The following is a 22,333-nucleotide window of genomic DNA, read 5'->3' as shown; positions in this document are numbered from 1 at the left end:
AGGCCTCGTAGCAACAGAGTATTTCGCTCGCTGCAAGGCGAATCCTTGTCTTCCCGGATTGTTAACCAAGTGCTCGATGCGCTTTTCTCGCGAAAAATATCGTCCGGCGAATTTCTCGGCACGGAAGCTGACCTAGGCAAGATGTTCAAGACGAGCCGTGTGCCTGTTCGTGAGGCGCTGGGTCGTCTCGAATCGCTCGGCGTGGTGACGATCAAGACCGGGATCGGTGGCGGCGCGACAATCGCCGATGGTCGACCGGATCAGTTCGCTACAGCACTCGCGATCCAGTTCCTGCTGATCGGCGTCTCCGCGAGTGAGCTGTTCGACGCTCGGATTGCCGTTGAATGCCGCGCTACCGAACTGGCAGCGGAGCGCATCACGGACGAGGAACTTGCCGATCTTAGGGTTCGCTTAGACAACATCACTGAACGAGGCCCTTCGCCCGCGACGACCGAGGAAATCCTGGCCTTCCACCGCGCGATCGTCGATTCGTCTAGGTCGCGCACCCTGATCACGCTAATGCACGGTCTGGAACATGCTCTGCTCAACCTGTACCTTGACGTGCCGGTGCGCACGTCGACAGCGCCAAAGACGTACCCGATGCTCCACAAGATCCTCGAGTGCCTAGAGCAGCACAACAGCGAGGCGGCTTTCCAAACCATGCGCAGTCATCTGCTTTCGCAGCAGAGCGCCGTGGTCGAGCGCTTTGCTTCAGCCGAGGTACGGGACGAGGACGCCAACCGCCCTGTTACTGGCTGATCAATCTGCGCGCAAATCGCGAGCTGGGCGTCTCCTTCTACCGATTAGTCCGAGCGGGTTGGGGCGCGGGGCGTCAGCGCTGGCGTGTTCGGAGGCCTGATCTGGCTTTGATGCCGCTTTCGGAGATTCTCCGTTACCAGGGCGCATCTATCCTATTGTAGCTCGTCGTTCGTCGAAGATCAGCCTAAGTACCTTGTGCGCCAGATTACCAAGAGGGCTGGCGCTCATCTTTCGCGCCGTCGTGAGAGCCCAGCACTGGTCCACCGTCAGACGAAACATTCCACTGCGATGATCCGGCTCAACTCCTGCGGATCAGCGGGCGCTGACAGCCGCTTCGGATTATCTGGCAATCCGAATAATCCTGCCCTTCGCAGCACTACCTCCTCATTGGCGAAACGAATCAGATCGGCCGGGAAAATACGAGGCGTTTGGAGGTTCCTGGCTTGAAGAGGCACTCCGCTTTCATCTCAAATAATTCGCGCTTTCGCTCGATCAGAAAAAACTCCTTTCAAACTATCATACAGTATGTCATAAGCACCAAAATTGATATAAATCAAAAGCTGTGGCGTAGACCGCGGCACGTTCGGGGAGAAGTCGATGATTACTGTAGCAAGGCACCGCTTGGCCGTGGAATTGTTGTTGGGGTGCGGAACCGCGATGTCGCTGTTGATGGCGTCCCAGGCAGTCGCGCAGAGCGCTCAGTCCGAGGAGGTAGAGCAGGCTGACGATGAGAGTGTGACTTTGACACCCCGCAATCGTCGTGAAACTGATATCGTGGTGACGGGCACACTTCTGCCGGGGGTTGCTCCCGTGGGGACGGAGGTGATCGTCATAGACCGCTCGGAAATAGCCAAGAGCGGTGCCGCTCGCACGCCCGATATTCTCGCTGATGTCCCGCAAATTACCAGCTCGTTCATGGCTACCCCCTCGGGAACGCGCGACCGCGAAGCCTATACATACCGGCCGAACATTCGTGACATCAATGTAACCGGAGGCTCGCCCACAACACTGCTGTTGCTCAACGGCCGAAACATCGTTGGGGTGGGTAGAAATCAAAGCCCGGACCCTTCGTTCATTCCTCCCGCGGTGCTAGATCGCGTTGAGGTGGTGCCAGATGGAGGCTCTTCGCTTTACGGCGCGCAAGCTGTTGGCGGGATCATAAATTTCATTACGATCAGAAGGTTCTCGGGGTTGGAGGTCAGCGGCCGAGCCGGCGTGGCTGAAGATTATTATAGTGTGGACGGAAATTTGCTTGCCGGGCACGATTGGGGCTCAGGGTCCGTGCTGGCCGCCTACTCTTACACTGAGCACGATGGCATCCTGGGATTGGATCGCGACTACGTTACCGAAGACTTCAGGTCGGTTGGTGGGCCCGACGACCGCTCCTTCGCCTGCGCTGTACCGAACATCCGTATCGACGACGGTGATGATGAAATATATTACCCGCTACCAGACTTAGTAGCCGTCACCAACGAGTCTGATGCAAACCGGTGTGATACAACGGACTACGAAAGCATCTTTCCGGCGGAACGCCGCCATTCGGCATTGGTGGGGTTCAACCAAGAGCTTGGCGAAGTCTTGGAGTTCAATGTTACTGGAATCTGGGGCCGTAATGATTGGGAAATCCAGTCCGCTGTGTTCGCTCCTAGTACGAGCGTTAGCAGGCGCGATCCAGTTTATCGTCCCATCCCCTCGGTTGATGGCAATCCCCGGCAGAGGGTCTTCTTTAGCTATGAGCCAATACTTGGGCCGGTGCGAAATTCAGAGGCGTTCACCGAGGTGCTGCAGATCGTTCCGGAACTCATCTGGCAGGTGGGCGATGATTGGAACGTATCACTGTCGGGCAATTACGGCGAATCGCGGACGAGGTTTGACTTTGCTAGTTATGATGCAGTCCAGGCGCGCGGATATTATGGCGATGGCCTGCTGAACCCTTACGACATTGCGGCAAGTGATCCGGCTACGCTGACCGAGATTTTGGACTACGGGCAGACCATAACCAGCGATCAAGAAGTGCAGGAGGTGCGCCTAGATACTGATTTTGAATTGCTAAATCTACCTGGCGGAGCGGTCAGGGTCGCGGCAGGGGGCGAGCACCACTATGAGCGCTTTGATGTATCGTCGGGCAGCGGGCCTCCAGGCGAACCCGTGCCTTCCGGTGGCGGCAGTAGGAAAGTTAACTCCGTCTTTGGCGAGATCTTAGTCCCGGTGATAGGTCCGGAAAACAGCTTTCCGCTTGCATCGTCCTTGTTGCTGAGTGCCTCGGCAAGATACGACCACTATTCGGATTTCGGTTCGACCACCAACGTGAAGGTGGGCGCCACCTGGGAACCCGTTGAATGGGTAAGCATCCGGGGAAACTATGGCACCTCCTTCACTGCGCCCACTCTCGCCGACACCGTTGCCGACGTGGATAATAGAGCATCGTATTCTTCCAGTAGCAGGAGAACGCCCGATGGGGAGACGATCCGCACGCGTCCGACGATTACTTTGATCGGGGGCGCCGAAGGGCTTCAGCCGCAAACTGCGGAGACGTATTCGGTCGGCATAGATGTAAGGCCGGAGTTTATCCCCGGCCTCACACTGTCAGGCACCTATTTCAACGTCAACTTCGATAATCTCATCACTACCGGGCAAGATCTGATCGGGACGCCCGAGTCGTTCTCCAACCCAGACCTAGCTCCCTATCTCATCCTTAATCCGACCCAGGATCAGCTGGAGGCGGCCGTCGCAGGCCTTACACTTCAAGACTTTCCGGGTTCGGCAGCGTCGCTCTATGATGGTGATCCGTCTTCCTATCCTTACCTGATATTGGACTTGCGCCGGAAGAATCTCGGAACCTTCAATATCGATGGTTTGGATTTTGCCGCGCGCTACACGCGCCCGACCCGATTTGGATCGATCAATGCTTCACTCAACGGAACGTACACGCTCGGTCGGGAGAGTATCATCCTTCCCGACTCTGCGCCCGTCGACGTCATGATCGATCAGAGGCGGCTTGCGCTGACTGGTACCATTGGGATGACCCATGGGCGGTATGATGCCCGGGTAAGGGTGAGTCACTCCGGCGGCTATGAGGTCAGTAATGCATTGCCTCAAACCCACATTTCGTCATACACATTGGTGGACTTCGCCTTCTCATACGACCTCGATCCTTCGAGCCGAGGTCGCCGCCTCCTTATGTTGAATGTCGACAACGTCTTCGATCAGGACCCACCAGTCCTTTTTAAGGGGAGTGGCTACGGCAACGGTGCGACTCTCGGGAGGGTTATCTCGCTTGGGCTCCGTTTCAGAATCTAGGGGGAGAGTACCCTTTTGATGAACTTAGAGAGCGTGAGTCGACTACACCGTTTCGAGCCCTATTTTGTCGGGATGCTTGCCAACGCCACATGGTGTCCCCGCCAAAGGAGAATGAAATTATGAAGAAAATTCTTTTGATTGCGGCGGCGAGCCTGATTTACGGTTGCCAATCTCTTCCTTCCACAGTTCCACCGCCATCGATGCAAACTGTGAGTTCTCCTCGGGAGTCAATTGAGTTTGCGGACGGCTGGCGATTCGTCCGGGATGACACACTTACCGGCGTCGAATTACCGACGTTCGATGACTCGGGTTGGGAACGAGTTTCCGTTCCTCATTCCTGGAACAACGTCGGCCATTACTTGCCCAACCCCGAGACCCATATCAATCGTGAGGAAAACATAAACGACAGATTGGGGATTGGCTGGTATCGTCTGGATTTTGCAACTCCCCAGATCGGGCTCGATGAACGGGCTTGGCTTGAATTCGACGCCGCAAGTCGTGTCGCCGACGTGTGGCTTAATGGCGTTCACCTGGGCACTCACAGAGGCGGGTTCACCCGCTTCCGGTTCGATGCAACCGACGCGCTTAACACCGGGCAGCCGAATGTCCTTGTGGTAAAGGTTGACAACCGGCAGCCAAATGTAAGCGGCACAGTTCCCGAGACTCTGCCCCTCGCGGGCGACTTCTTCATCCACGGCGGGCTTTACAGGCCCGTCAGCCTGCTAGTTACCAGTTCGGTACATCTCGACCTTGCAGATATGGGAAGTTCCGGGGTCTACGCGATTACCGAAGCGATCGGCGCCGATGCCTCGACCGTCCAAGTTCGCGCGCGAGTCAGAAACGACGAGCAAGAGGCGAAGGACGTTCTCGTCACTTCAGCGCTTATCGACGCGCAGGGAGCGACGGCGGCGTCATCGCAAAGCCGGATCAATGTCGCTCCAGGGAGCGTTGCGGAGCCCGTTCAGAGCTTGGAAGTCGAGAATGCTCGTCTGTGGCAGGGTGTAACTGATCCGTATCTGTACACTCTTCGAGTCACTGTGAGCGCACCATCGGGCCAAGTGCTGGACAGTGTCGAACAGCAATTCGGCATACGGCAATTCGCAATTGATCCCGACACAGGCTTTTCTCTCAATGGGGAGCCGTATGAGTTACGCGGCGTTGGCTTCCACCAGGATTTCGAGGGCCAAGGCTGGGCCGTCAGCGCGGAAGATACGGCCCGGTCCGTTGATATCATTCGTGAAATGGGTGCGAACACCATTCGCCTGGCGCACTATCCACACGGGCAGACGGTCCATGAGTTAGCAAACCGATACGGCCTGATCCTGTGGGACGAAATTCCGTTGGTGAACATGTGGTCGTACAACAGTGGCCAAGTCGATCCTTCTCCTGAAATGCGTGAAAACATAGAGCAGCAGCTTCGCGAGATGATCCGGCAGAACTACAACCATCCCTCGGTAATCACGTGGGGATTAGCCAATGAACTCGACATGGGATCGACCGACGCATTGCCACTTCTCGCGACGCTGAACGAGATTGCCCACAACGAGGATCCTACCCGGCCCACTTCCCAAGCGGTCTGTTGCGAGGACATTTATCCTGGAAAGCCGGTTTTCGCGCCAGGAGCAGATCTCGGTGGTGCGAACCGGTACTACGGCTGGTACTATGGTACCGTCGGGCAGCTGGGCGAGCATCTGGACATGTTACGGGACAAGCGGCCAATGCAACCGCTTGCCGTTACAGAGTACGGCGCTGGCGGTGCGGTTACGATACACACCGACAACCCACTGGGCGGACCCATCGACCGCAGTGGCCCGGTTCAGCCGGAAGAGTATCTGTCCTATTACCATGAGGAAAGTTGGCGGCAACTGGCTGAACGGGAGTACCTGTGGGGGACTTGGCTCTGGAACATGTTCGACTTTGCAACCACGACGCGGCGCGAGGGTGATTCCGTCAACATTAACACCAAGGGCTTGGTCACATATGACCGAGAAATCCGGAAGGACGCATACTACTTCTACCAAGCGAACTGGTCAGATGAGCCCACCGTCCACATCAACAGTCGGCGCTACACTGATCGCGCCTATTCCGTTACCGACGTGCGCGTATACAGCAATCGGGAAGAAACCTCCCTTAGCCTCAATGGGGTATCGCTGGGCACAAAGGATGACTGTCAGCAGAACACGTGCGTTTGGGAAGACGTACGCCTGAGACCTGGCGTCAACACAATAATCGCTACAGGTTCCGACGGGACTGAGGATCGCATCGAGTGGAATCTCGCGCCCCAGTCGGCAAATGCCTTCCGTATCGACAGCGGTACACTCGTTGCTGCACCGGTCGAAGGAGTTCGTTACGGTTCGGACACATTCTTCACCGGGGGCACTGCCGCCAATATGAGTACCAGGGTGGGCAGGGGACCAGTCCAGCCAGCAGTGATTGAGGACACTACCGAACCCGTTTTGCTCTCAACCTACAGAAGGGGAACTTTCGGCTATCGAGTGCCGACCGGGAATGGTCGCTATACCGTAACGCTTCACTTCGTGGAGCCGAACCAAGACGCTGGCGAGCGTATTTTCAACGTGATGGCTAACGATCAGCTGGTCCTAAGCCGGTTGGATGTCGCTGCGATCGCTGGCGGGCGTCTCAAAGCAATCAGCCGTGACTTCGAAGTATTGGCCGAAGATGGGTTTGTCGACTTGCAATTCCAGCCAGTGTCGGGTGAACCCATTGTATCCGCTGTGGAGATTACTCCTGTAGATGACTAACTATACTTTAATTGCCGTTTGCTTTCAGACGCCTGCGTCAGACACGAGCAGACGACGGGGGGGCCATCACCACCATAGGTTGGGGATGCGTAAAGCCGGCGGAAGATTCGCGTTCGAGCTTTACGATTAGGTTTCGTCTAGCTGGCAGATTGACAGGCTCAGTTAAGTTTCAGCCCGCTAGAATTTTTGTAATTAGTTTTAGTCAGTTAGTTCCGAATATAGCTCGCTACATGAAAAGAGAGGAAAGTTAAAATGCGTGGTTACATTATCGCCGGACTATTGCTTGCGTCCATTTCGCAGCCCGGCATCGCACAGTCGCCGCAGGTTGATTCGGAAGCGTCCAGCGACTCGGAAGTTTCTCCGACCGCTACTCGTCGTTCGATCGATACGCCCATCGCAGAGCTTCTGGCTTCCGACGATAGCCGCGAAGTCGTCAATCGTCACTTTCCGGGTGTCGTGAATTTCCAGCATCGAATTCCGAACCTGGATACAGTTTCGCTGCGTGAATACTCTCAACAGCCTAACATAAGGGCGCGCGGCGTGCTGAACGAGGAACTGCTTGCGACGATTGATGCAGATTTAGCCAGTCTCGACGGCGTCCCGGTAGCGGGCAGTGGCTTTTCGATCGACACTCCACTCGAAGTTCTTCTCGCTTCACCAAGCGGAAGGGCTGTCCTTGAGACTTATCTGCCCAGCATGGTCGCCTATTCTCCTAATATTCCCAATTTGGACCGGCTTACACTTCGTGCAATGGCAGAAAACGAGACAGCGCGTTCCATGGGCGGTCTTACGCCCGAGCTACTCAGCCAGATCGATGAAGACCTGCAAGAGCTGTAATTTTAAAGACTACGTCATTGCAGAAAGCGGAAGGGCAAAAGGCGCGAGCTTGGCCCTGGTCTTGTCAAACCAAAAGCACCTGGCTGGGGCTTGTCAAAACAAACGCACCTGATTGAAAGGTGAGCCGGCGAGGGTAGGGTAGGTTCCATGTCACGCCCCCGCAAACCAGCCAGTCCATTCCGCTATTTCAACTCGTCACCCGAGGTGATCCGGCTCGTGGTGGTGATGTATGTGCGGTTCCCGCTGTCGTTGCGGAATGTCGAAGACCTGCTGTTTGAGCGCGGCATCGATATCTGCCATGAGACGGTGCTGTCAGAGTAAATGCACCGTCTAGCGGAATATGCCTGATCAGCTAGGGCGTGGCCATGCCTCGCCCTAGAAGACCAGCCGGCGCTGTCAGAGCAAATGCACCTGCTGGTAACGGTTCATGGGCAGGGCGGTGAGATGCCGCGCAAGAAGCAACCAGCCAGCCCGTTTCGCTATTTCAACTCGTCACCAGAGATCATCCGCCTGGTGGTGATGATGTATGTCCGGTTCCCACTGAGCCTGCGGAACGTGGAAGACCTGCTGTCCGAGCGCGGGATCGATATCGGTGCTGTCAAAGCAAATGCACCTGATTGAAAAGTGAGCGGGCGAGGGTAGGGCATACGTCATGCCCAGACCCCGCAAACCAGCCAGTCCATTCCGCTATTTCAACTCGTCACCTGAGGTCATCCGCCTGGTTGTGATGATGTACGTCCGCTTTCCGCTGAGCTTGCGGAACGTGGAAGACCTACTGTTCGAACGCGGGATCGACATCTGCCACGAGACGGTACGTCCGTGGTGGAACCGCTTCGGTCCGATGTTTGCGGCGGACATCCGCCGCCAGCGCGTAAGCCGGATGAAGGGCTTCCGGCAGTGGAAGTGGCACCTCGATGAAGTGTTCGTGAAGATCAATGGCGAGCGTCACTACCTGTGGCGAGCCGTGGATCACGAGGGCGAGGTTCTCGAGAGCTACGTTACCAGAAAACGTGACAAATCCGTGGCATTGCGGTTCCTGAAGAAAGCACTGAAGCATCATGGCAAGGCTGAGACAATCGTCACCGATGGCTTGAAATCCTATCCTGCTGCAATGCGCGAACTGGGCAATCTGGGCCGACGCGAGATGGGGCGTTGGCTGAACAATCGGGCGGAGAACTCGCACCTTCCGTTCCGACGACGAGAGCGGGCGATGCTACGATTTCGACAAATGAAATCGCTACAAAAGTTCGCCTCAGTACACGCCTCGTTTCACAACCACTTCAACTTGCAGCGCCACCTCGTCGACCGCCAGACTTACAAGACCTGCCGCTCGGCCGCACTGGCCGAGTGGCAGAACCTTATGGCCTGAGTTCAAGCTGGGTAGGGGATTGCTGCGTCGATCGGAGACAAGTTGTGATTAGACTGACAGCTCACTTTTGAGGAGTCTTCTCATTTCAAACCTTTGCGGGATTGTGCGGTTTCGCGGCACAGTTCTTGGGCCAATCGCGCGGCGTCCATTGTGTCCGGGTAATGCGCCAGATACTGGAATCGCGCGTCCATCAGATAGGTGAGGGCGGTATGCGGCATGTCGTACCCCTCCGGATCGCTGGGGTCGGCCACTTTGGTTGCGAACACCTTGAAGGCGGCGCGCACCTGGTCGATGGCCTCACGCTTGCCGGTGAGGCCCGTAAAGCGCGGCCAAGGAGTTTCCAGAAAGTTGCGCATCACATCCGGCGTGTCGCGCTCGGGATCGACGGTGACATATAACGGCTTGATGTTCGCGGCCTGGTCGCCGAGCAGGTCCAGCGCCTCCGAAATCCGCGTGAGGGCGCGGGGGCACACCAACTTGCAATGGGTGAACCCGAAGAAGATCAGCGCGAACTGGCCTTTGTAATCCGCTTCGGTCACCGATTTGCCAAAGTGATCGGTCAGCGCAAATCCGCTCCCGATGGCATTGCCCTTCATGCCTTGCCATCCCGCACAAGCTGGAGGTCGATCGGCCCGTCAATCGCTAGGTCGAGTTCGATGCGTTCGCCTACTACTGGGTTCAAAGGCTCGCCATTGCGCAGGATCCTACAGCTGCCGCCGCCTGGATTAACGATGACTAGCTTCGCCTCCTCGACCGTATCCTTCACGGGGCGCAGCGTCAGCGACAATATGCCCTGTTCGTCGTCATAGCGCGCCTGCAGGACATCCACTTCGAACGGACATTCGCTCAGGTTCGGCTGGCGAAAATGCGCCTCGCCCCAGGGATGGTTGTAAAGCTGCCACAGGCCATCGGGCACGTTGAGCCGCGCATAGCCCGCCAGCACATTGCCCGTCAGCGGCTCGACGAAGGTGAGGTTACCCTCATCGTCATAGCTGCGGTCGTTGCGCGGATAGTACAGCCCGCCCTTCTCCCAGGTCGGGTTCATGTGCTTATCGGCATGAGCGAGCATGGCGGAAAGCGTTTCCTCATCGCCCAATTCGGACAGCCACATCAGTACCGTGCCGAAATCCGGGGTGGACCACTGCACCGCCAGTTCGTCCAGCGCGGCAGCATCGTCCACTTCTTCATAGGATTCCGCCGTACCTGGAAGCATCGCCAGCGGGCGCAGCGATACTGTGCCGTCGTCCGCGGTCTTGAGCGCTTGATAGACCTGGCTGCGGCGATGCTCCCGCACGAATTCGCGGTTCCAGGCGTGCATGATCGCGCCTGTATGCGAGTCTGTGGCCGGGCCGCCGGGAACGAGCACGTTTTGCCGTACCATGAGCATCATCGGCATCGTGCCGGGCCGGTCCAGCACGTCGCGGTCCTGCCATGCCTGGCGGTATCCGGCGGCGGCTTCCTCGGCGATGGTCGTCCCTTTGCGGATGTCGTGGAAGCGGAAGCCCAGCATCGGGAACTGGTTGCAGACCAGGAAGATGCAGTTCGGCTCGCACGCGACGCCCAGCCAGCCGTTCTCGACCATCTGCCAATAGATGATGTCGTTGATCGAGGAGAAGTCGTACTTGAACTCCATCTCCTCGCCCACGAACAGCGGCGAATGTCGGATGGTCAGGCCGCCATCCTGCTCATAGCGGTCATCGTTGAACAGCACGCCATACATGCCCGCCATCGCGTGGAGGTGGCCGGAATACATGATGTTTTCCTTCACCACCGGGTCGTGCCACTGTTCGCGGCGCCCCTCCAGGTCGGGATCGATCCGCTTGTCGGACTGGCTCGCTTCGAACCAATAGCCCCACACCTCGCGCCGCAGCATCTTGCGGATTGCGGCCTGCATCGCCTCCTTGAACACACAGGGTGCAGCAGGCAGGTGATGAAAATGCGCGAGGCCCAGCGCGTATACGATATGGCCAAGCTGGTAGCGGTACGACGACAGCCCTTCCTGCCCGGCTTCCATCGAATCCATATGCGACCAGTCGCCATCGGGCTGCGCCATAAGATTGCGCATATGCCGGATGTGCCCGGCCTGTTTATCGGTCAGCACGGCTCAGATTTCCGTCAGTTCGTACAATAGCGAGCGCGCCGGTTTGGGCGAGTAGTTGGGAACATCGGCGCCGGCCGCGGCGGCTTCGGGCGTTGCAAGGGCAGCCAGCAGTGCCTCCTTGCTCTCGTAATCGGCTTCGAACACGCAGAAGCAGTCGATGTCGCCGTTGATCTGGATGTCCGGCGCAAAGGCATAACCGCGCCGGATTGCGCCGGGCACGTTGGCCCCAAGCGGCAGGTGGACCTCCACGAAGTACCGCTTGAACTCTTCGGGATCATCAGGTGTGGGATACAGGTTGATCAAACGGTACATGAATGTCCTTTCTGGTGCCGCGACAGCGTCAGAGGCGTTCGACGATCGAGGCGCCGGCGAGATTGATATCGAGCCGCATCCAGCTTTCCTGAATTTTCTCGCGCACCGGCAACTGGTGCCACGGGTCGAGATCGGAAACGCCGGTGTAATGGCAATTGCCTTCGCCCAGCCAGGCGAATTTCGGGCGGCATTCGAGCTTGCCCAGGACCAGTTCCGCCAGCGAATAGGGCTCGTCAGGTTCGGGGCTCTGGATCACGCGCAGGTTCAACCCCTTGAGCATGAAGCTTTCGGGCACCTCCATCGGACTGAGCCCGCGGAAAACGCCGTTCATGATCCTTAGGCCCTGCGGCCGTTCGTAAGACATGCCGACGAGGTCTTCGTGCTTTTCGAACGCAATGTGGCCAATCTTCTTGGGAAAGCCGTAGCCTTCGCGCCCGGCCATCAATGCAATGCTCTGGCTGACACCCGCCTGGGTGAAGTAGGCGTACTCCTCGCCGTCATAGAGGACGTTGATGCATTGCAGAATCTCGCGATAGGGGCCGCCGGTGCTCCATTCGTAATCCGCAAAGATCAGCCGGGCATGCGTCGGGTCGGTCAGCTCGAGTTGTTCGGGCACGATCACGGCGGCCGCCTCCGGATCGGTGCGATATTCGAACGTGTACCAGTCGGCATTGCGCCAGTAGGATGGCTTCTCGACATAGGCAGCCGATTGGACAGGCATGGTCAGCTCGAACTGGTCCTTGGTGAGCCTGCCCTGCATGTCTTCTCCTGTAATCGGGGGTCTTCTACCTACTCGGCGGCTTCGACCATTACTGCCTCTCGGCCAGCATCAGTGCGGACCGGTTGCTTGGGCGGAAACGGTTTGACCGGAGTACCTTCCTTTCGCATCAGCTCGGCCATCAACTGCCGGAACATGCCCGGCCCCTTGTCGGCGTCGATCCACGCCATGCGTTCCGCAGGATGGCGGTCGATGATCTGCTGCTGCGCTTCGATCATCACGCGGTCTTCTTCGAACGCCGCGCTTGCGACGTTCCACATGCCCTCGGCTTCGTCGTCGGTCACGTCGGCTTTGCGTGGGCCCGACGAGAAGAAATAGCGGGTGGTCCGCTCGGTCATCGGGGTAACGGCCTGGCAGCTGGTATTGTCGCTTAGCGGTTCGACGTCCTCTGGCGGCAGGCCGAAGCCACACTTCTCCGCCGTGCCGGCTGGAAAGGTCGCGACGCGCGAGATAAACACACCCGGTACGACGTAATCGAGCCGCGACCAGACGTCGCCCGTGCCGCCCGACTTGGCCTGGATCACAGCGCGGGCAAAATCTCCGACGCGCCAGTTTTGATAGCGTACGCCCGTCGGGATACGCTGCCCGGCCGAACCGCCCTGCGCCTGCCCCGTCTGCTTGTCTTCGGGCTCGCCTTCGGGGCGAGCTGCCAGCGTTTTCTCATGCAGGAAGTTCACGTGCGACAGATCGAGCAGATTGTCGCTGATCAGCGCATGGTGCGCTTCGTAATCCAGTTGGCCGGTCTTGAAGCGGCGCGTCGGGTCATCCATGTAGCTGCAATCCGGGATTGTCGACGGGTCTGCCAATGCCGGATCACCCATCCATATCCACGCCCATTGGTGCTTTTCAGCGACCGGGTACGGTTGCAGGCAAAGCTGCGGAGAGAATTTCTCTTGCCCCGGCACCTCAACGCACGCTCCTTCGGCGTCGAACTTTAAGCCGTGATACATGCAGCGGATGTGGTCACCTTCGAGCCGCCCCTTCGAAAGCGGAGCCCAGCGATGCGGACACCGGTCCGGAAGTGCAGTGAGCGTCCCATCTCTCTTGCGAAAGAACACCACCGGTTCACCGGCGATCATGCGACCGGCAAGATCGCCCGCTTCGAATTCGATCAACCAGCCGACGACATACCAGACGTTCTTGAGAAACACCCTGCTCTCCTCTCCGGTCCCGGCCAGTGCCTCGTGCGCCCCGCCATTGCTTTTGATGTACACCTCTAACGATTTAGTGTCAAAGTGCTCAAAGGGCGGTGTGCGTGCGATGTCGGTCGCAGCTACTTGCGCGCTTTGCATTGCGGGCAGCGCTCCCCTACCGCGGCTGACGCGCAATACCGAACTGTGCGAAGGCTTGATGCTCGATGGGTAGACTGAATTGACGACAGACGGCTCACCGACACCGGTCGATTTGGCGGACCGACATAAGGCCATCGATGCGCATATCCATTCGCCGGCCCACCTTATTGCTCGGGCGGACCAGATGGTGAATGCGGGATATCTCCAACGATGCCGTGCCGACCGGTTGAAGCTCACCTTGCCGCAATTGCTGTATCTGTGTGCAGTCGCCGCCAATCCCGGCGGCCATCAGGCCGCAGCCGCCCGCATGGTGGGAATGGACACGCCGACCGGAGCCCTGGTGATCTCCGCCTTGGAACGCAGGGGCCTGGTCGAACGGCGGCAGTGCGACACCGACAAACGACGCAAGCAAGTCTACTGCACGGACGAAGGAGACACGGCACGGGCCAGGGGACTCGCGATCTTCGCCACTGCCACGCGTAACTTCATGGAGCCCGCCTCTCGCTCGGATCGCCAGGAACTCCAGAGAATACTCGAGAAGATTGCAGCGCATGAGGAGGCCACGCCCCCTCCCTTGTGCAATGCCGATGGCAAGCCAATCACAGTTCCTGGATACCTGCCGGCAGACGTTCTGCTAGGATACCTATTCGGGCGCTGTCTGCAGCTCGCCGTGGCGCTTGTCGCACCGGCCCTTGCTCCCTTCGATCTCACCATTCGGCAGTACGTCGTGCTAGCGATGCTCGACATCGCGGGGCCGTGTAACATGACCTTGCTCAACCGGGTCATGGGCTCCGAACGCTCTGCGATGGCCATTGTCCTGCCGACCCTCGAGGGGCGCGGACTGGTCAGCATTCATCGCGAAACCGATCGCTCGCTATCCATCGCATTGACCGAAAGCGGGCGTCTGCTTCTTGCGCAAGCAAGACCGGAAGCTGAAGCTGCCAATCGCCGTATTGCCTCCGGCCTTAGCGATACTGAGAGACTGCATTTTACGGAAACTCTCACACTGGCCCTGTCAGCGCAAATGAACTGGCTAGCGGGCGCTGTCAGAGTAAATGCACCAGCTAATGGAATTGACCTGATCAGCTAGGGTAGGGGTCTTGTCAGACCAAATGCACCAGATTGGGCGCTGTCAGAGCAAATGCACCTGCTGGTAACGGTTCATCGGGCAGGGCGGTGAGATGCCGCGCAAGAAGCAACCAGCCAGCCCGTTCCGCTATTTCAACTCGTCACCAGAGATTATCCGCCTGGTGGTAATGATGTATGTCCGGTTCCCACTGAGCCTGCGGAACGTGGAAGACCTGCTGTCCGAGCGCGGGATCGATATCTGCCACGAGACTGTGCGGCACTGGTGGAACAGGTTCGGCCCGATGTTCGCCGCTGATGTCAGGCGCCAGCGGGTCAGCCGGATGAGAGGCTTCCGCCAGTGGAAGTGGCATCTCGACGAGGTGTGCGTGAAGATCAACGGCGAGATGCATTACCTCTGGCGCGCGGTCGACCAGGAAGGCGAGATCCTCGAGAGCTACGTCACGAAGTCGAGAGACAAGAAAGCAGCGCTCAGGTTTATGAAGAAGGCGCTGAAGCGTCACGGCTCGCCAGCAGAGATCACCACCGACGGCCTGCGCTCGTACAAGGCGGCGATGAGCGAGTTAGGCAACCAGGAAAAGCAGGAGGTGGGACGCTGGGCCAACAACCGGGTGGAGAACAGCCACCTGCCATTTCGAAGACGAGAGCGGGCCATGCTCAGGTTCCGGCAGATGAAGAGCTTACAAAAGTTCGCCTCTATTCACGCCAACGTCCACAACCACTTCAACCATGACCGCCACCTCACAGACCGCAAGACTTACAAAGCAAACCGCTTGGTCGCACTGGCCGAGTGGCAGAACCTCATGGCCTGAGTTAAAGCTGGGTAGGGGATTGCTGCGTTGATCGGAGACAAGTTGCGATTAGACTGACAGCACCCGCACTTGCCATTCCGACGAAGAGAGCGCGTCATGCAGCGATTTCGCAGGATGAAGAGTCTACAGAAATTCGCCTCAGTCCACGCCAACTTCCAAAACCACTTCGATACTCAGCGCCATCTCGTCAATCGTCAGACATTCAAAGCCGCCCGCTCCGCCGCATTGGTTGAGTGGCGGAACCTTGCGGCTTGAGTTGGATGTGTGCTCGGGCGAATTTCGCGAAGTGGAGACGAGTTGCCGTTAGACTGACAGCACCTGACAGCACCCTTGTCTGCGATGAGATATCCGGACGGTCGTAGGTCTGCGATGGTCATTAAGGCTACCTCTGAACCCTAGTTCTCGCTCGGCCAATCTCCACGTGTCAGCCGTGACCAAACCACAGGCGCGACATCACCGGGTCGAAGATACGCGGGTTCAATTCACGCGCCTTGGTTCCAGCCGCCTGTGATGCCGCCTCGTTGCCGAGCAACTCTTCGGCTTCGGAAAGGCGCGCATACAGCGGGGCACTTCGCCAGCCTTGTGCTTCGGCTTCCAATAAGTGCCTGCGCGCTTCGCGAGGTTGGCCGGTTGCCAGCAGCGCTTCTGCCACCAAGATGTGGGCGTCGCCATAGGAGCGATTCGCCAGGTTCTCCAGCGCCAGCCGCAGGGCACGCTGCGGCTGGCCGAATGCAAGCTCGTTCTCGAACGCATGCGCGGTGTAGGCGAACGGCATGTCCTCGGCCCGTGCGCGCCAGATCGTGGTTGAGCGCTGTGTGAGGCGACGCACCTCACCCTCGCGCCCTTGCGCTGCATATAGCGAGGCAGCGGCATCCATTGCTTGGGGATTGCCCAATTCATCGGCAATGCGCTCCTGCACGGCTATGGCTTCGTCGAAATTTCCCAAGAGGCCTTGCGTCTCGGCCATGTAGAGTTCGGTCAGCCAGTAGCCGGGGAACAGCCTGTCGGCCTCAGCATAGTGCGCCGCCGCTTCCTCGAAATTGCCGCTCGCGCTCTCGATCATGCCGAACTGCAGGGCATAGGATGCCATGCTGCGCGGGGTGCGCAGGCTGTCACGTTGGGCGGCGACGTGTACCCATTCCATTGCCGTGTCGAAGCGGCCTTGCGATCTTGCCAGCAGGGCTCGGCGGATGGCCGTGCCTGGAGTGGGAATGAAGCTATCAGCGCGGTTATAGGCTTTGGCAGCACCTGCCATGTCGCCGCGATAGAAGGCGATATCGCCGCGCAGAGCCGCAGCTGCGGCTAGCTCGGCGGGTGGGGGCATTACGGCGACCTGTTCAAGCAGGTCGAGCTGGTGTTCGGCGGTTTCGAGATCGTGTCCCGCAAGCGCGATTTCCGCCGAAGTCAGCATCGGTCCGGAACCCTGCGGCGCCAGTGAGCGAGCTCTTTCTATAATTGCGATGGCACCGGCCAGTTCCGCCGGGTCCGACGTCAGTTTGAACCGGGCAAAGTGTGCGCGGGCGAGCCCTTCAGTCGGCAGCCATTGTTCTACCGCACTGCCCGCTCGTTCGCTCACCAGATTAAGCTGGCGGTTTGCTGAGGCAAGCTCCTGCGCGAAATCGGCAGGACCGTAACCCGCTGGCGGCAGCGCGACCCCCGCCCTGGCGGTGTCGCTGTCACTCCACATACTCTCCGCGCCGGCAACCGCCAGCACGGCGATCGCGGAAAGGGGGATGATGCGAGCTATGCGTGCCTTTCTTCTTGTTCCATTCTTGGTAACAGCGGGCTTGCCAGCCCTCTTTGTGCCACTGCCGGCCATCAATTGGGCGTTGCGCACGGGCTCAGGCCTGCACCCGTCAGGTCATCAGCCAGCGCCTCGGTCAGTCCCGTCAGCTGGGCGGTGATCTCGGGCACAAACTCGCCAGTGATGTCATCCTGCGGACGTGCATCGTTGTAGGCATTCTTCAGGTCTGATCCGATGAGCACGGTGGCGACGGCGGGCATGCCCACTCTGTCAACCCGCACGTAGGCGCCCGGTGCATCGCTCCTGAAATTGAAGTTCGAACTACCCGAAGATGCGATCGGCGGTGTTCCCTGCGGCGGTGCAAGGAACGGGAAATCGCTCTGAAAGGCCACGTCGTTGGCGGGCGGATTAAGCGGGATCATGGCCAACGTTGCAGGGCTGTGCGTCATCAAATCGAGGAAGATAACTCCCAGCGTCGCATCGACAACAGGATCTGTTAGCAGTCGACCATTGGGAAAGCCGGCTCCGGCACCAAGGTTGATCGTCAGCGTGTCGGGCACGACAGCGTCTGCCACTGTGAAGCCGCCAGTGCCGGGGATTTCCTGTGTCAGGCATGGTGTTACGTCGAACGAGGCCGTTGTCGGTGTCGGAGTGGGTGTTGGCGCAGGCGCTGGGCCTGGCGTTGGTGCTGCGACGACGTCATCATCGTCGTCGAAGCAGCTGGTCAGCATAGCGGTGGCCAAGATAGCGGATGCGGCAGCCAGTAGGCGGAGGTTCTTGCGCGGCAGGAATGTCATCACATCTGTCCTCCGAAACGACTTGCCTCTGCCCAGACGTCGATGAGGTTGTCGCCGTTCTCGATATTGTCCCGCGGGATGGAAATCACAATTGCAGTCAGGTTCTGACCGGCGAAGAAATCGCGATCACTATCGAAACTCAGAGTTCCCGTGTTCAGGGTTTCCATGAACCCCTGAGAGTCGAAGAAAAAGGGATCGTCGAACAGACCCGCCTGGACCATCACGCCGTCTTGCGTGATCGTCGTCTCTACGGCGCCCTCAATCGTCCCGGTTACGCCCGGCACGTTGTCAACTTGGATACCGAATTCGTCGGTCATCGCACCGGTCCCGAAACGCACCCGGATCGGAAATTCGGTGCTGGCGCGGCTGCCTGCGTTGGAAAGGTGGATCTGGTAGAGCACGTCCGGGTCGTAGACTGCTGGCTCGTCCGTCGCCTGCGGCCCGGCGAAGGTGACGATCACGTTGAAGCGATCAACGGTATGCCATGCGTAAAGGTCAGCGATATCGGCGGCGCGGTCAGGCGTGTTGTCCAAGCTTGGGTTCGTACGTAGGGGCGGATCGAGGTGGTCGGCGGCGGTCAGCGCAAGTCCGGGCAGGAGTTGCGCCAAGCCAAGGGCGCAAGCTGCTAAGCCTCCACTGGCCAGCAGCTTCGTCGGAATCTTCATGAAATTTCCCCCCCATGGTCATGGCATCGGTCTGATCCGGTGAAGGTGGACGATATAGTTTTCCTGACAAAAAGAACAGTAACGAGATTCTTGGAAAAAATTATGGGTCGGGAGTTGAGCAGCGACAACATGATGTAAGAGAATGGGAAACGTGGGTCTTACGTACCGGAAGTGTGAGAGTTGGTGCTGATCCTGTCCCGTTAGGCGAACCGTTTTACGCACGCCGTTCGATGTCTGCTGATGGCATTTATGTTGAGTTTTCTGAGACGTCTGATGTTGTCACCACTCTTTCAAATGACGTTCCCTCGGATCTTGAGGCGTTGGCGGGGAGGCCGGACTTGCAGCGGGCTCTCGATGAGCAAGCAGTGCCGGCAAAATTCGTGACACCGCCTAAAATCGCGATGTGAACTTGGTCAGCTATCGGGTCGCTAACTGAACCTCGGCTTTTGGGCTTTGGCAACCATAACCAGACATTCCGCAACCGGCCCAACGGGGGTCATTGCGGCCGACAATCGGTTTGTCGACGATCTTTCCAGAGGATCAGAAGGGCGACGATCGCCGACAGCGGCAGCGCCCGGTCTTGCGGAACTGACAGAAGTATTGCTGCACTACCCCCAACCAATGCCCACATCGCTGGCACAACCCAGAGCCACCATTTCACGCGACTGGCCCACAGCAACAACCCAAAGGTGTAGATTACCAGAGGGCAAGGGGCGACACCGAAAAGAGGTATTGCCGTGTATCGCTCGCCAGCCAGAAATCCAATCAAAGGATAGAAGATCATAGCGTATACGATCATCGTCGCACCGGCGCCGGTGCGAAGGCGGGAGCGAGCACCATATTCGAGGCCGCGACGCTTCCAGACGTGATAGCTAAAGAGCAGCGCTTGGATCATAAACGCCAAGGCAAAGACGCGCGCCATCGGATTGACGGGGATGAAGAATAGCGCTTGGTATACAATACCGACCCAGCCCCACATCAGTGCGAGCACCGCCGCCACAACTCGGCCGGCTTGAGGTGTCCCTCGCCATACAAGAACAAGCACGATCAGCGCTAAAAGATAAGCTACAATAACTGCAGGCCAGGTCACGGCATTATATGCCGCGAATACCTCAAAGAATTGGTCACGGGTAAACGGAAGCATCCCTCCAACGGTAAATTTTCCTACGACGGCCTTCCATCTAATTGCAGGACCTCGGCGATTAGCTGAGCGCAATGTCCGTATTCTGACTTGCGCTGTCTAACAGCGGACAGGCGGCTAACGGCCCAATCTTTGCGCTCATGCTCTCGTCCTGCTTCCTGTGAGACGGGGACATTTGCCATGATCGCCACTAATTGCGTTCGTGCAGCAAGATTTCTCGGCTCATCGTGCCGCCGCAATACATCCAAGTCACTCGCTCAATGGCCATGTAACGTCCTGTAACGTTGCGATTACGGTAATTAACCTAACAAGCGCACGCCGGGAGGAGGAATAGGGCGGCTGATAGATACGGGGCACATCGACCCCGTGGTCCCGGGGCTGTCCTGCAAATGCAAATCGATCGAAATTCGCTGTGTTCGACCTCGCTGCTTGTGCTGGCGCTGGCCGTTCCATCTGTCGCCAAGGCGCAGGAAGTCGGTGATAATGGCCGCATCGTCGTGACCGGCACGCGCGAACAGGTGCTGACGAGCGAGGGCCCGACCGGGAGCCGGCTGGACATGTCGATCCTGGAGACGCCGGCCACGGTGCATGTCGTGACCGGCGAGGATATTCGCCAGCGCGGCGACCTGGCGATCGTCGATGCCGTCTCGCGCGCGCCTGGCGTCACCAACGCGGGTGATCCGGGCAATGCCGGACTGACCTTCTCGGTACGCGGCTTCAACGGACAGGGTTCGGTCCTGCAACTTTATGATGGCGTGCGGCTGTTTCCCAACAACGGCTCCATCTCCTTTCCGTCAGACCCGTGGAACGTCGAACGGGTCGAGGTGCTGAGCGGACCGGCCTCGGTGCTGTTCGGCCAGGGCGCGCTTGGCGGCGTGGTCAATGTCATTCCCAGGGGACCAAACTTCGATGCCTTGGAAGTGGATGCCGAGCTGGGATACGGCTCGCAGGACACCTGGCACGCCGCCGTCGGGGTTGGCGGCCCGCTGGGCGAAATGTTCGCCTTCCGTGCCGATGTTTCCTACCGCGCGTCCGACGGCTTCGTCGACCGGGGCGAGAGCGAGAACCTTGCGATCTCCGGCGCGCTGGAATTTGCGCCCAGCGAGACCTTCAGCCTCACCCTGCGCAACGACTTCGGCAACAACGAGCCGACGCGGTATTTCGGAACGCCGCTGGTCGATGGCGAACTTGATACCTCGATCCGCCGCGAGAACTACAACGTCGGCGATTCCACCATGCGTTTCCGCGACAACCGCACCGCGCTGACGATGGACTGGCAGCTGGGCGAGAATGTCAGTGTGGCCAACACCGCCTATTACCTCACGTCGAACCGCAAGTGGCGCAACCTCGAGACCTATTGCTGGATCGCGGCTGACGGCAACTGCCCCAATGGTATCGGCTTCGGCACCCCCGGCAACATCTACCGCGCCGACAATTTCGGCATCATCCACGACGTCGACCAGTACGGCAGCCAGGGCCATGTCGCGTTCTCGAGCACGCTCGGAGGCGGCGCGTCGAACCAGCTGCTGGTGGGCTACGACGTGAACTACTTCACGCTGAACTATTCGCACCAGTTTGCTTCCGACTACCAGGAGGACGAGGTGGCGATCACGGGCTTTGACCCGGGCCTGTTCCTCGACACGGTCGGGCTGATCCCGCGCTATCACACCGATACGCGGACTTGGGCGATATACGCCGAGGACCGGCTTGAAATTACCGACCAGTTCTCGCTGGTGGGCGGCATAAGGCACGAGGAAAACCGGGTTGGCCGGTGGAACTGGGTCTACGACGCAGCAGGCACCACGATCATCGGCGATTCGCCAGCCCTCAACGGCGGGGCAGACGCCTACAAAGACCTTTCGAGCACGACCTGGCGGGTGGGCGCGGTCTACCAGCCGGCCGACGACCTCTCGCTCTATGTGCAGTACTCGACGGCGGTCGATCCGCTCGGCACCCTGACCACCTTCTCCGGCTCGGCCAGTCAGTTCCAGCTGACCTACGCCGACGGCTACCAGTACGAAGCAGGTGTGAAAGGGCTGTTCCTCGACGGCAACGGCAGTTTCACGCTCGCCGCTTACCGGCTTGTGAAGAACAACCTGTTCACGCAGACCGCGCCCGGCGGCGCGATCGACCAGGTTGGCCAGCGCTCCTCGCAAGGCATCGAGGCGAGCATCGACCTGCAACTGCCCGCGGGTTTCGGCCTGTCGGCCAATGGCACCTTGCTCGATGCGAACTTCGACGATTTCGCCGGGTTCGAAGGCAATACGCCGCCCGGCGTTCCCGAATCTTCGGCGAACCTTGAACTGCGCTGGGCGGGCATGGATCGCTTCTCGGCCCGGGCCAACCTGCGCTATGTCGGGCGGCGCTTTACCGACAACGCCAACACCTTCCGCGTCCCGGCATTCACCGTCGTCGATCTCGGCGCATCATATAATGTGACCCAGAACCTGACGCTCAGCGTGACCGTGCAGAACCTGTTCGACGAGGATTACGCTTACACCACCTACGGCAACGAGCAGTGGATCCTCGGTCGCCCCCGCTCGGTGGACGTGGCCTTGCGGGCCAGCTTCTGACCGCT

General features: G+C 58.8%; 17 protein-coding genes and 3 pseudogenes. 11 read left to right on the top strand and 9 right to left on the bottom strand.

All coding sequences use genetic code 11. From position 1 onward, the window contains the following. The first annotated feature begins 45 nt into the window (after window positions 1–45). The 7 genes and pseudogenes from AAEO60_RS10835 to AAEO60_RS10805 all read left to right on the top strand — a co-directional run bounded on the left by AAEO60_RS10835 (window position 46) and on the right by AAEO60_RS10805 (window position 9,027). Window positions 46–759: a FadR/GntR family transcriptional regulator gene (locus AAEO60_RS10835; RefSeq protein ID WP_341673727.1), complete on the top strand. Its 714-nt coding sequence runs from the start codon at window positions 46–48 to the stop codon at window positions 757–759. A 597-nt stretch (window positions 760–1,356) separates the two neighbouring features. Continuing rightward, window positions 1,357–4,059 (top strand): TonB-dependent receptor plug domain-containing protein, encoded by a 2,703-nt coding sequence (locus tag AAEO60_RS10830; protein ID WP_341673726.1) that lies wholly within the window; start codon window positions 1,357–1,359, stop codon window positions 4,057–4,059. A gap of 119 nt (window positions 4,060–4,178) precedes the next feature. Beyond that, window positions 4,179–6,821, top strand: a complete 2,643-nt coding sequence (locus tag AAEO60_RS10825) for a glycoside hydrolase family 2 TIM barrel-domain containing protein (protein ID WP_341673725.1) — start codon at window positions 4,179–4,181, stop codon at window positions 6,819–6,821. A 252-nt stretch (window positions 6,822–7,073) separates the two neighbouring features. Beyond that, window positions 7,074–7,658, top strand: coding sequence for a hypothetical protein (locus tag AAEO60_RS10820; RefSeq protein ID WP_341673724.1), 585 nt, complete (start codon window positions 7,074–7,076; stop codon window positions 7,656–7,658). A gap of 147 nt (window positions 7,659–7,805) precedes the next feature. Then, window positions 7,806–7,967: pseudogene (locus tag AAEO60_RS10815) on the top strand (IS6 family transposase); the annotation flags it as partial. 135 nt (window positions 7,968–8,102) lie between these two features. Then, window positions 8,103–8,249, top strand: a pseudogene (locus AAEO60_RS10810) (IS6 family transposase); the annotation flags it as partial. Window positions 8,250–8,310: 61 nt separating this feature from the next. Then, window positions 8,311–9,027, top strand: coding sequence for an IS6 family transposase (locus tag AAEO60_RS10805; RefSeq protein WP_341673723.1), 717 nt, complete (start codon window positions 8,311–8,313; stop codon window positions 9,025–9,027). An 80-nt stretch (window positions 9,028–9,107) separates the two neighbouring features. Here AAEO60_RS10805 and AAEO60_RS10800 read toward each other — a convergent pair whose 3' ends face one another. The 5 genes from AAEO60_RS10800 to AAEO60_RS10780 all read right to left on the bottom strand — a co-directional run bounded on the left by AAEO60_RS10800 (window position 9,108) and on the right by AAEO60_RS10780 (window position 13,510). Beyond that, entirely contained in the window at window positions 9,108–9,623 is a 516-nt protein-coding gene (locus tag AAEO60_RS10800; RefSeq protein WP_341673722.1) for an SCO family protein, read from the bottom strand. Beyond that, window positions 9,620–11,041: a linalool dehydratase/isomerase domain-containing protein gene (locus AAEO60_RS10795; RefSeq protein WP_341673721.1), complete on the bottom strand. Its 1,422-nt coding sequence runs from the start codon at window positions 11,039–11,041 to the stop codon at window positions 9,620–9,622. The genes AAEO60_RS10800 and AAEO60_RS10795 overlap by 4 nt, the downstream gene beginning before the upstream one ends. Before the next feature lie 90 nt (window positions 11,042–11,131). Further along, on the bottom strand, window positions 11,132–11,440 hold the full coding sequence (locus tag AAEO60_RS10790) for an EthD family reductase (protein WP_160734981.1): 309 nt from the start codon (window positions 11,438–11,440) through the stop codon (window positions 11,132–11,134). A gap of 28 nt (window positions 11,441–11,468) precedes the next feature. Beyond that, window positions 11,469–12,200: an acetoacetate decarboxylase family protein gene (locus tag AAEO60_RS10785; protein WP_341673720.1), complete on the bottom strand. Its 732-nt coding sequence runs from the start codon at window positions 12,198–12,200 to the stop codon at window positions 11,469–11,471. Window positions 12,201–12,229: 29 nt separating this feature from the next. Next, the gene (locus AAEO60_RS10780; RefSeq protein ID WP_341673719.1) at window positions 12,230–13,510 is read right to left on the bottom strand and encodes a Rieske 2Fe-2S domain-containing protein; all 1,281 of its coding nucleotides are present in this window, start codon (window positions 13,508–13,510) and stop codon (window positions 12,230–12,232) included. 79 nt (window positions 13,511–13,589) lie between these two features. Here AAEO60_RS10780 and AAEO60_RS10775 point away from each other — a divergent pair, with 79 nt between their 5' ends. The 3 genes and pseudogenes from AAEO60_RS10775 to AAEO60_RS15825 form a co-directional block, all read left to right on the top strand. Next, on the top strand, window positions 13,590–14,600 hold the full coding sequence (locus tag AAEO60_RS10775; RefSeq protein ID WP_341673718.1) for a MarR family winged helix-turn-helix transcriptional regulator: 1,011 nt from the start codon (window positions 13,590–13,592) through the stop codon (window positions 14,598–14,600). 91 nt (window positions 14,601–14,691) lie between these two features. Next, window positions 14,692–15,408 carry an IS6 family transposase gene (locus AAEO60_RS10770; RefSeq protein ID WP_341673717.1) on the top strand — a complete coding sequence of 239 codons (717 nt, stop codon included), beginning with the start codon at window positions 14,692–14,694 and terminating at the stop codon, window positions 15,406–15,408. Window positions 15,409–15,465: 57 nt separating this feature from the next. Next, window positions 15,466–15,663: pseudogene (locus tag AAEO60_RS15825) on the top strand (IS6 family transposase); the annotation flags it as partial. A 169-nt stretch (window positions 15,664–15,832) separates the two neighbouring features. On the opposite strand, the gene AAEO60_RS10765 reads toward AAEO60_RS15825, so the two are convergent. The 4 genes from AAEO60_RS10765 to AAEO60_RS10750 form a co-directional block, all read right to left on the bottom strand. Continuing rightward, window positions 15,833–16,819 (bottom strand): tetratricopeptide repeat protein, encoded by a 987-nt coding sequence (locus tag AAEO60_RS10765; RefSeq protein ID WP_341673716.1) that lies wholly within the window; start codon window positions 16,817–16,819, stop codon window positions 15,833–15,835. A 407-nt stretch (window positions 16,820–17,226) separates the two neighbouring features. Continuing rightward, complete coding sequence (locus AAEO60_RS10760; protein ID WP_341673715.1) at window positions 17,227–17,949, bottom strand: DUF4331 family protein; 723 nt, start codon at window positions 17,947–17,949, stop codon at window positions 17,227–17,229. Beyond that, window positions 17,949–18,614, bottom strand: coding sequence for a DUF4331 family protein (locus tag AAEO60_RS10755; protein WP_341673714.1), 666 nt, complete (start codon window positions 18,612–18,614; stop codon window positions 17,949–17,951). Before AAEO60_RS10755 ends, AAEO60_RS10760 begins: the two co-directional genes overlap by 1 nt. A 496-nt stretch (window positions 18,615–19,110) precedes the next feature. Beyond that, window positions 19,111–19,758 (bottom strand): DUF6064 family protein, encoded by a 648-nt coding sequence (locus AAEO60_RS10750; RefSeq protein WP_341673713.1) that lies wholly within the window; start codon window positions 19,756–19,758, stop codon window positions 19,111–19,113. A 386-nt stretch (window positions 19,759–20,144) separates the two neighbouring features. On the opposite strand from AAEO60_RS10750, the gene AAEO60_RS10745 reads away from it, so the two are divergent. Next, entirely contained in the window at window positions 20,145–22,328 is a 2,184-nt protein-coding gene (locus AAEO60_RS10745; RefSeq protein ID WP_341673712.1) for a TonB-dependent receptor, read from the top strand. The last annotated feature ends 5 nt before the right edge of the window (window positions 22,329–22,333 follow it).

The sequence above is a fragment of the Aurantiacibacter gilvus genome (assembly GCF_038289935.1).
GTDB classification, from domain to species: domain Bacteria; phylum Pseudomonadota; class Alphaproteobacteria; order Sphingomonadales; family Sphingomonadaceae; genus Alteraurantiacibacter; species Alteraurantiacibacter gilvus.
The sequence above is the reverse complement of the archived record's forward strand: the minus strand, read 5'-3'. Positions and strand labels throughout refer to the sequence as shown.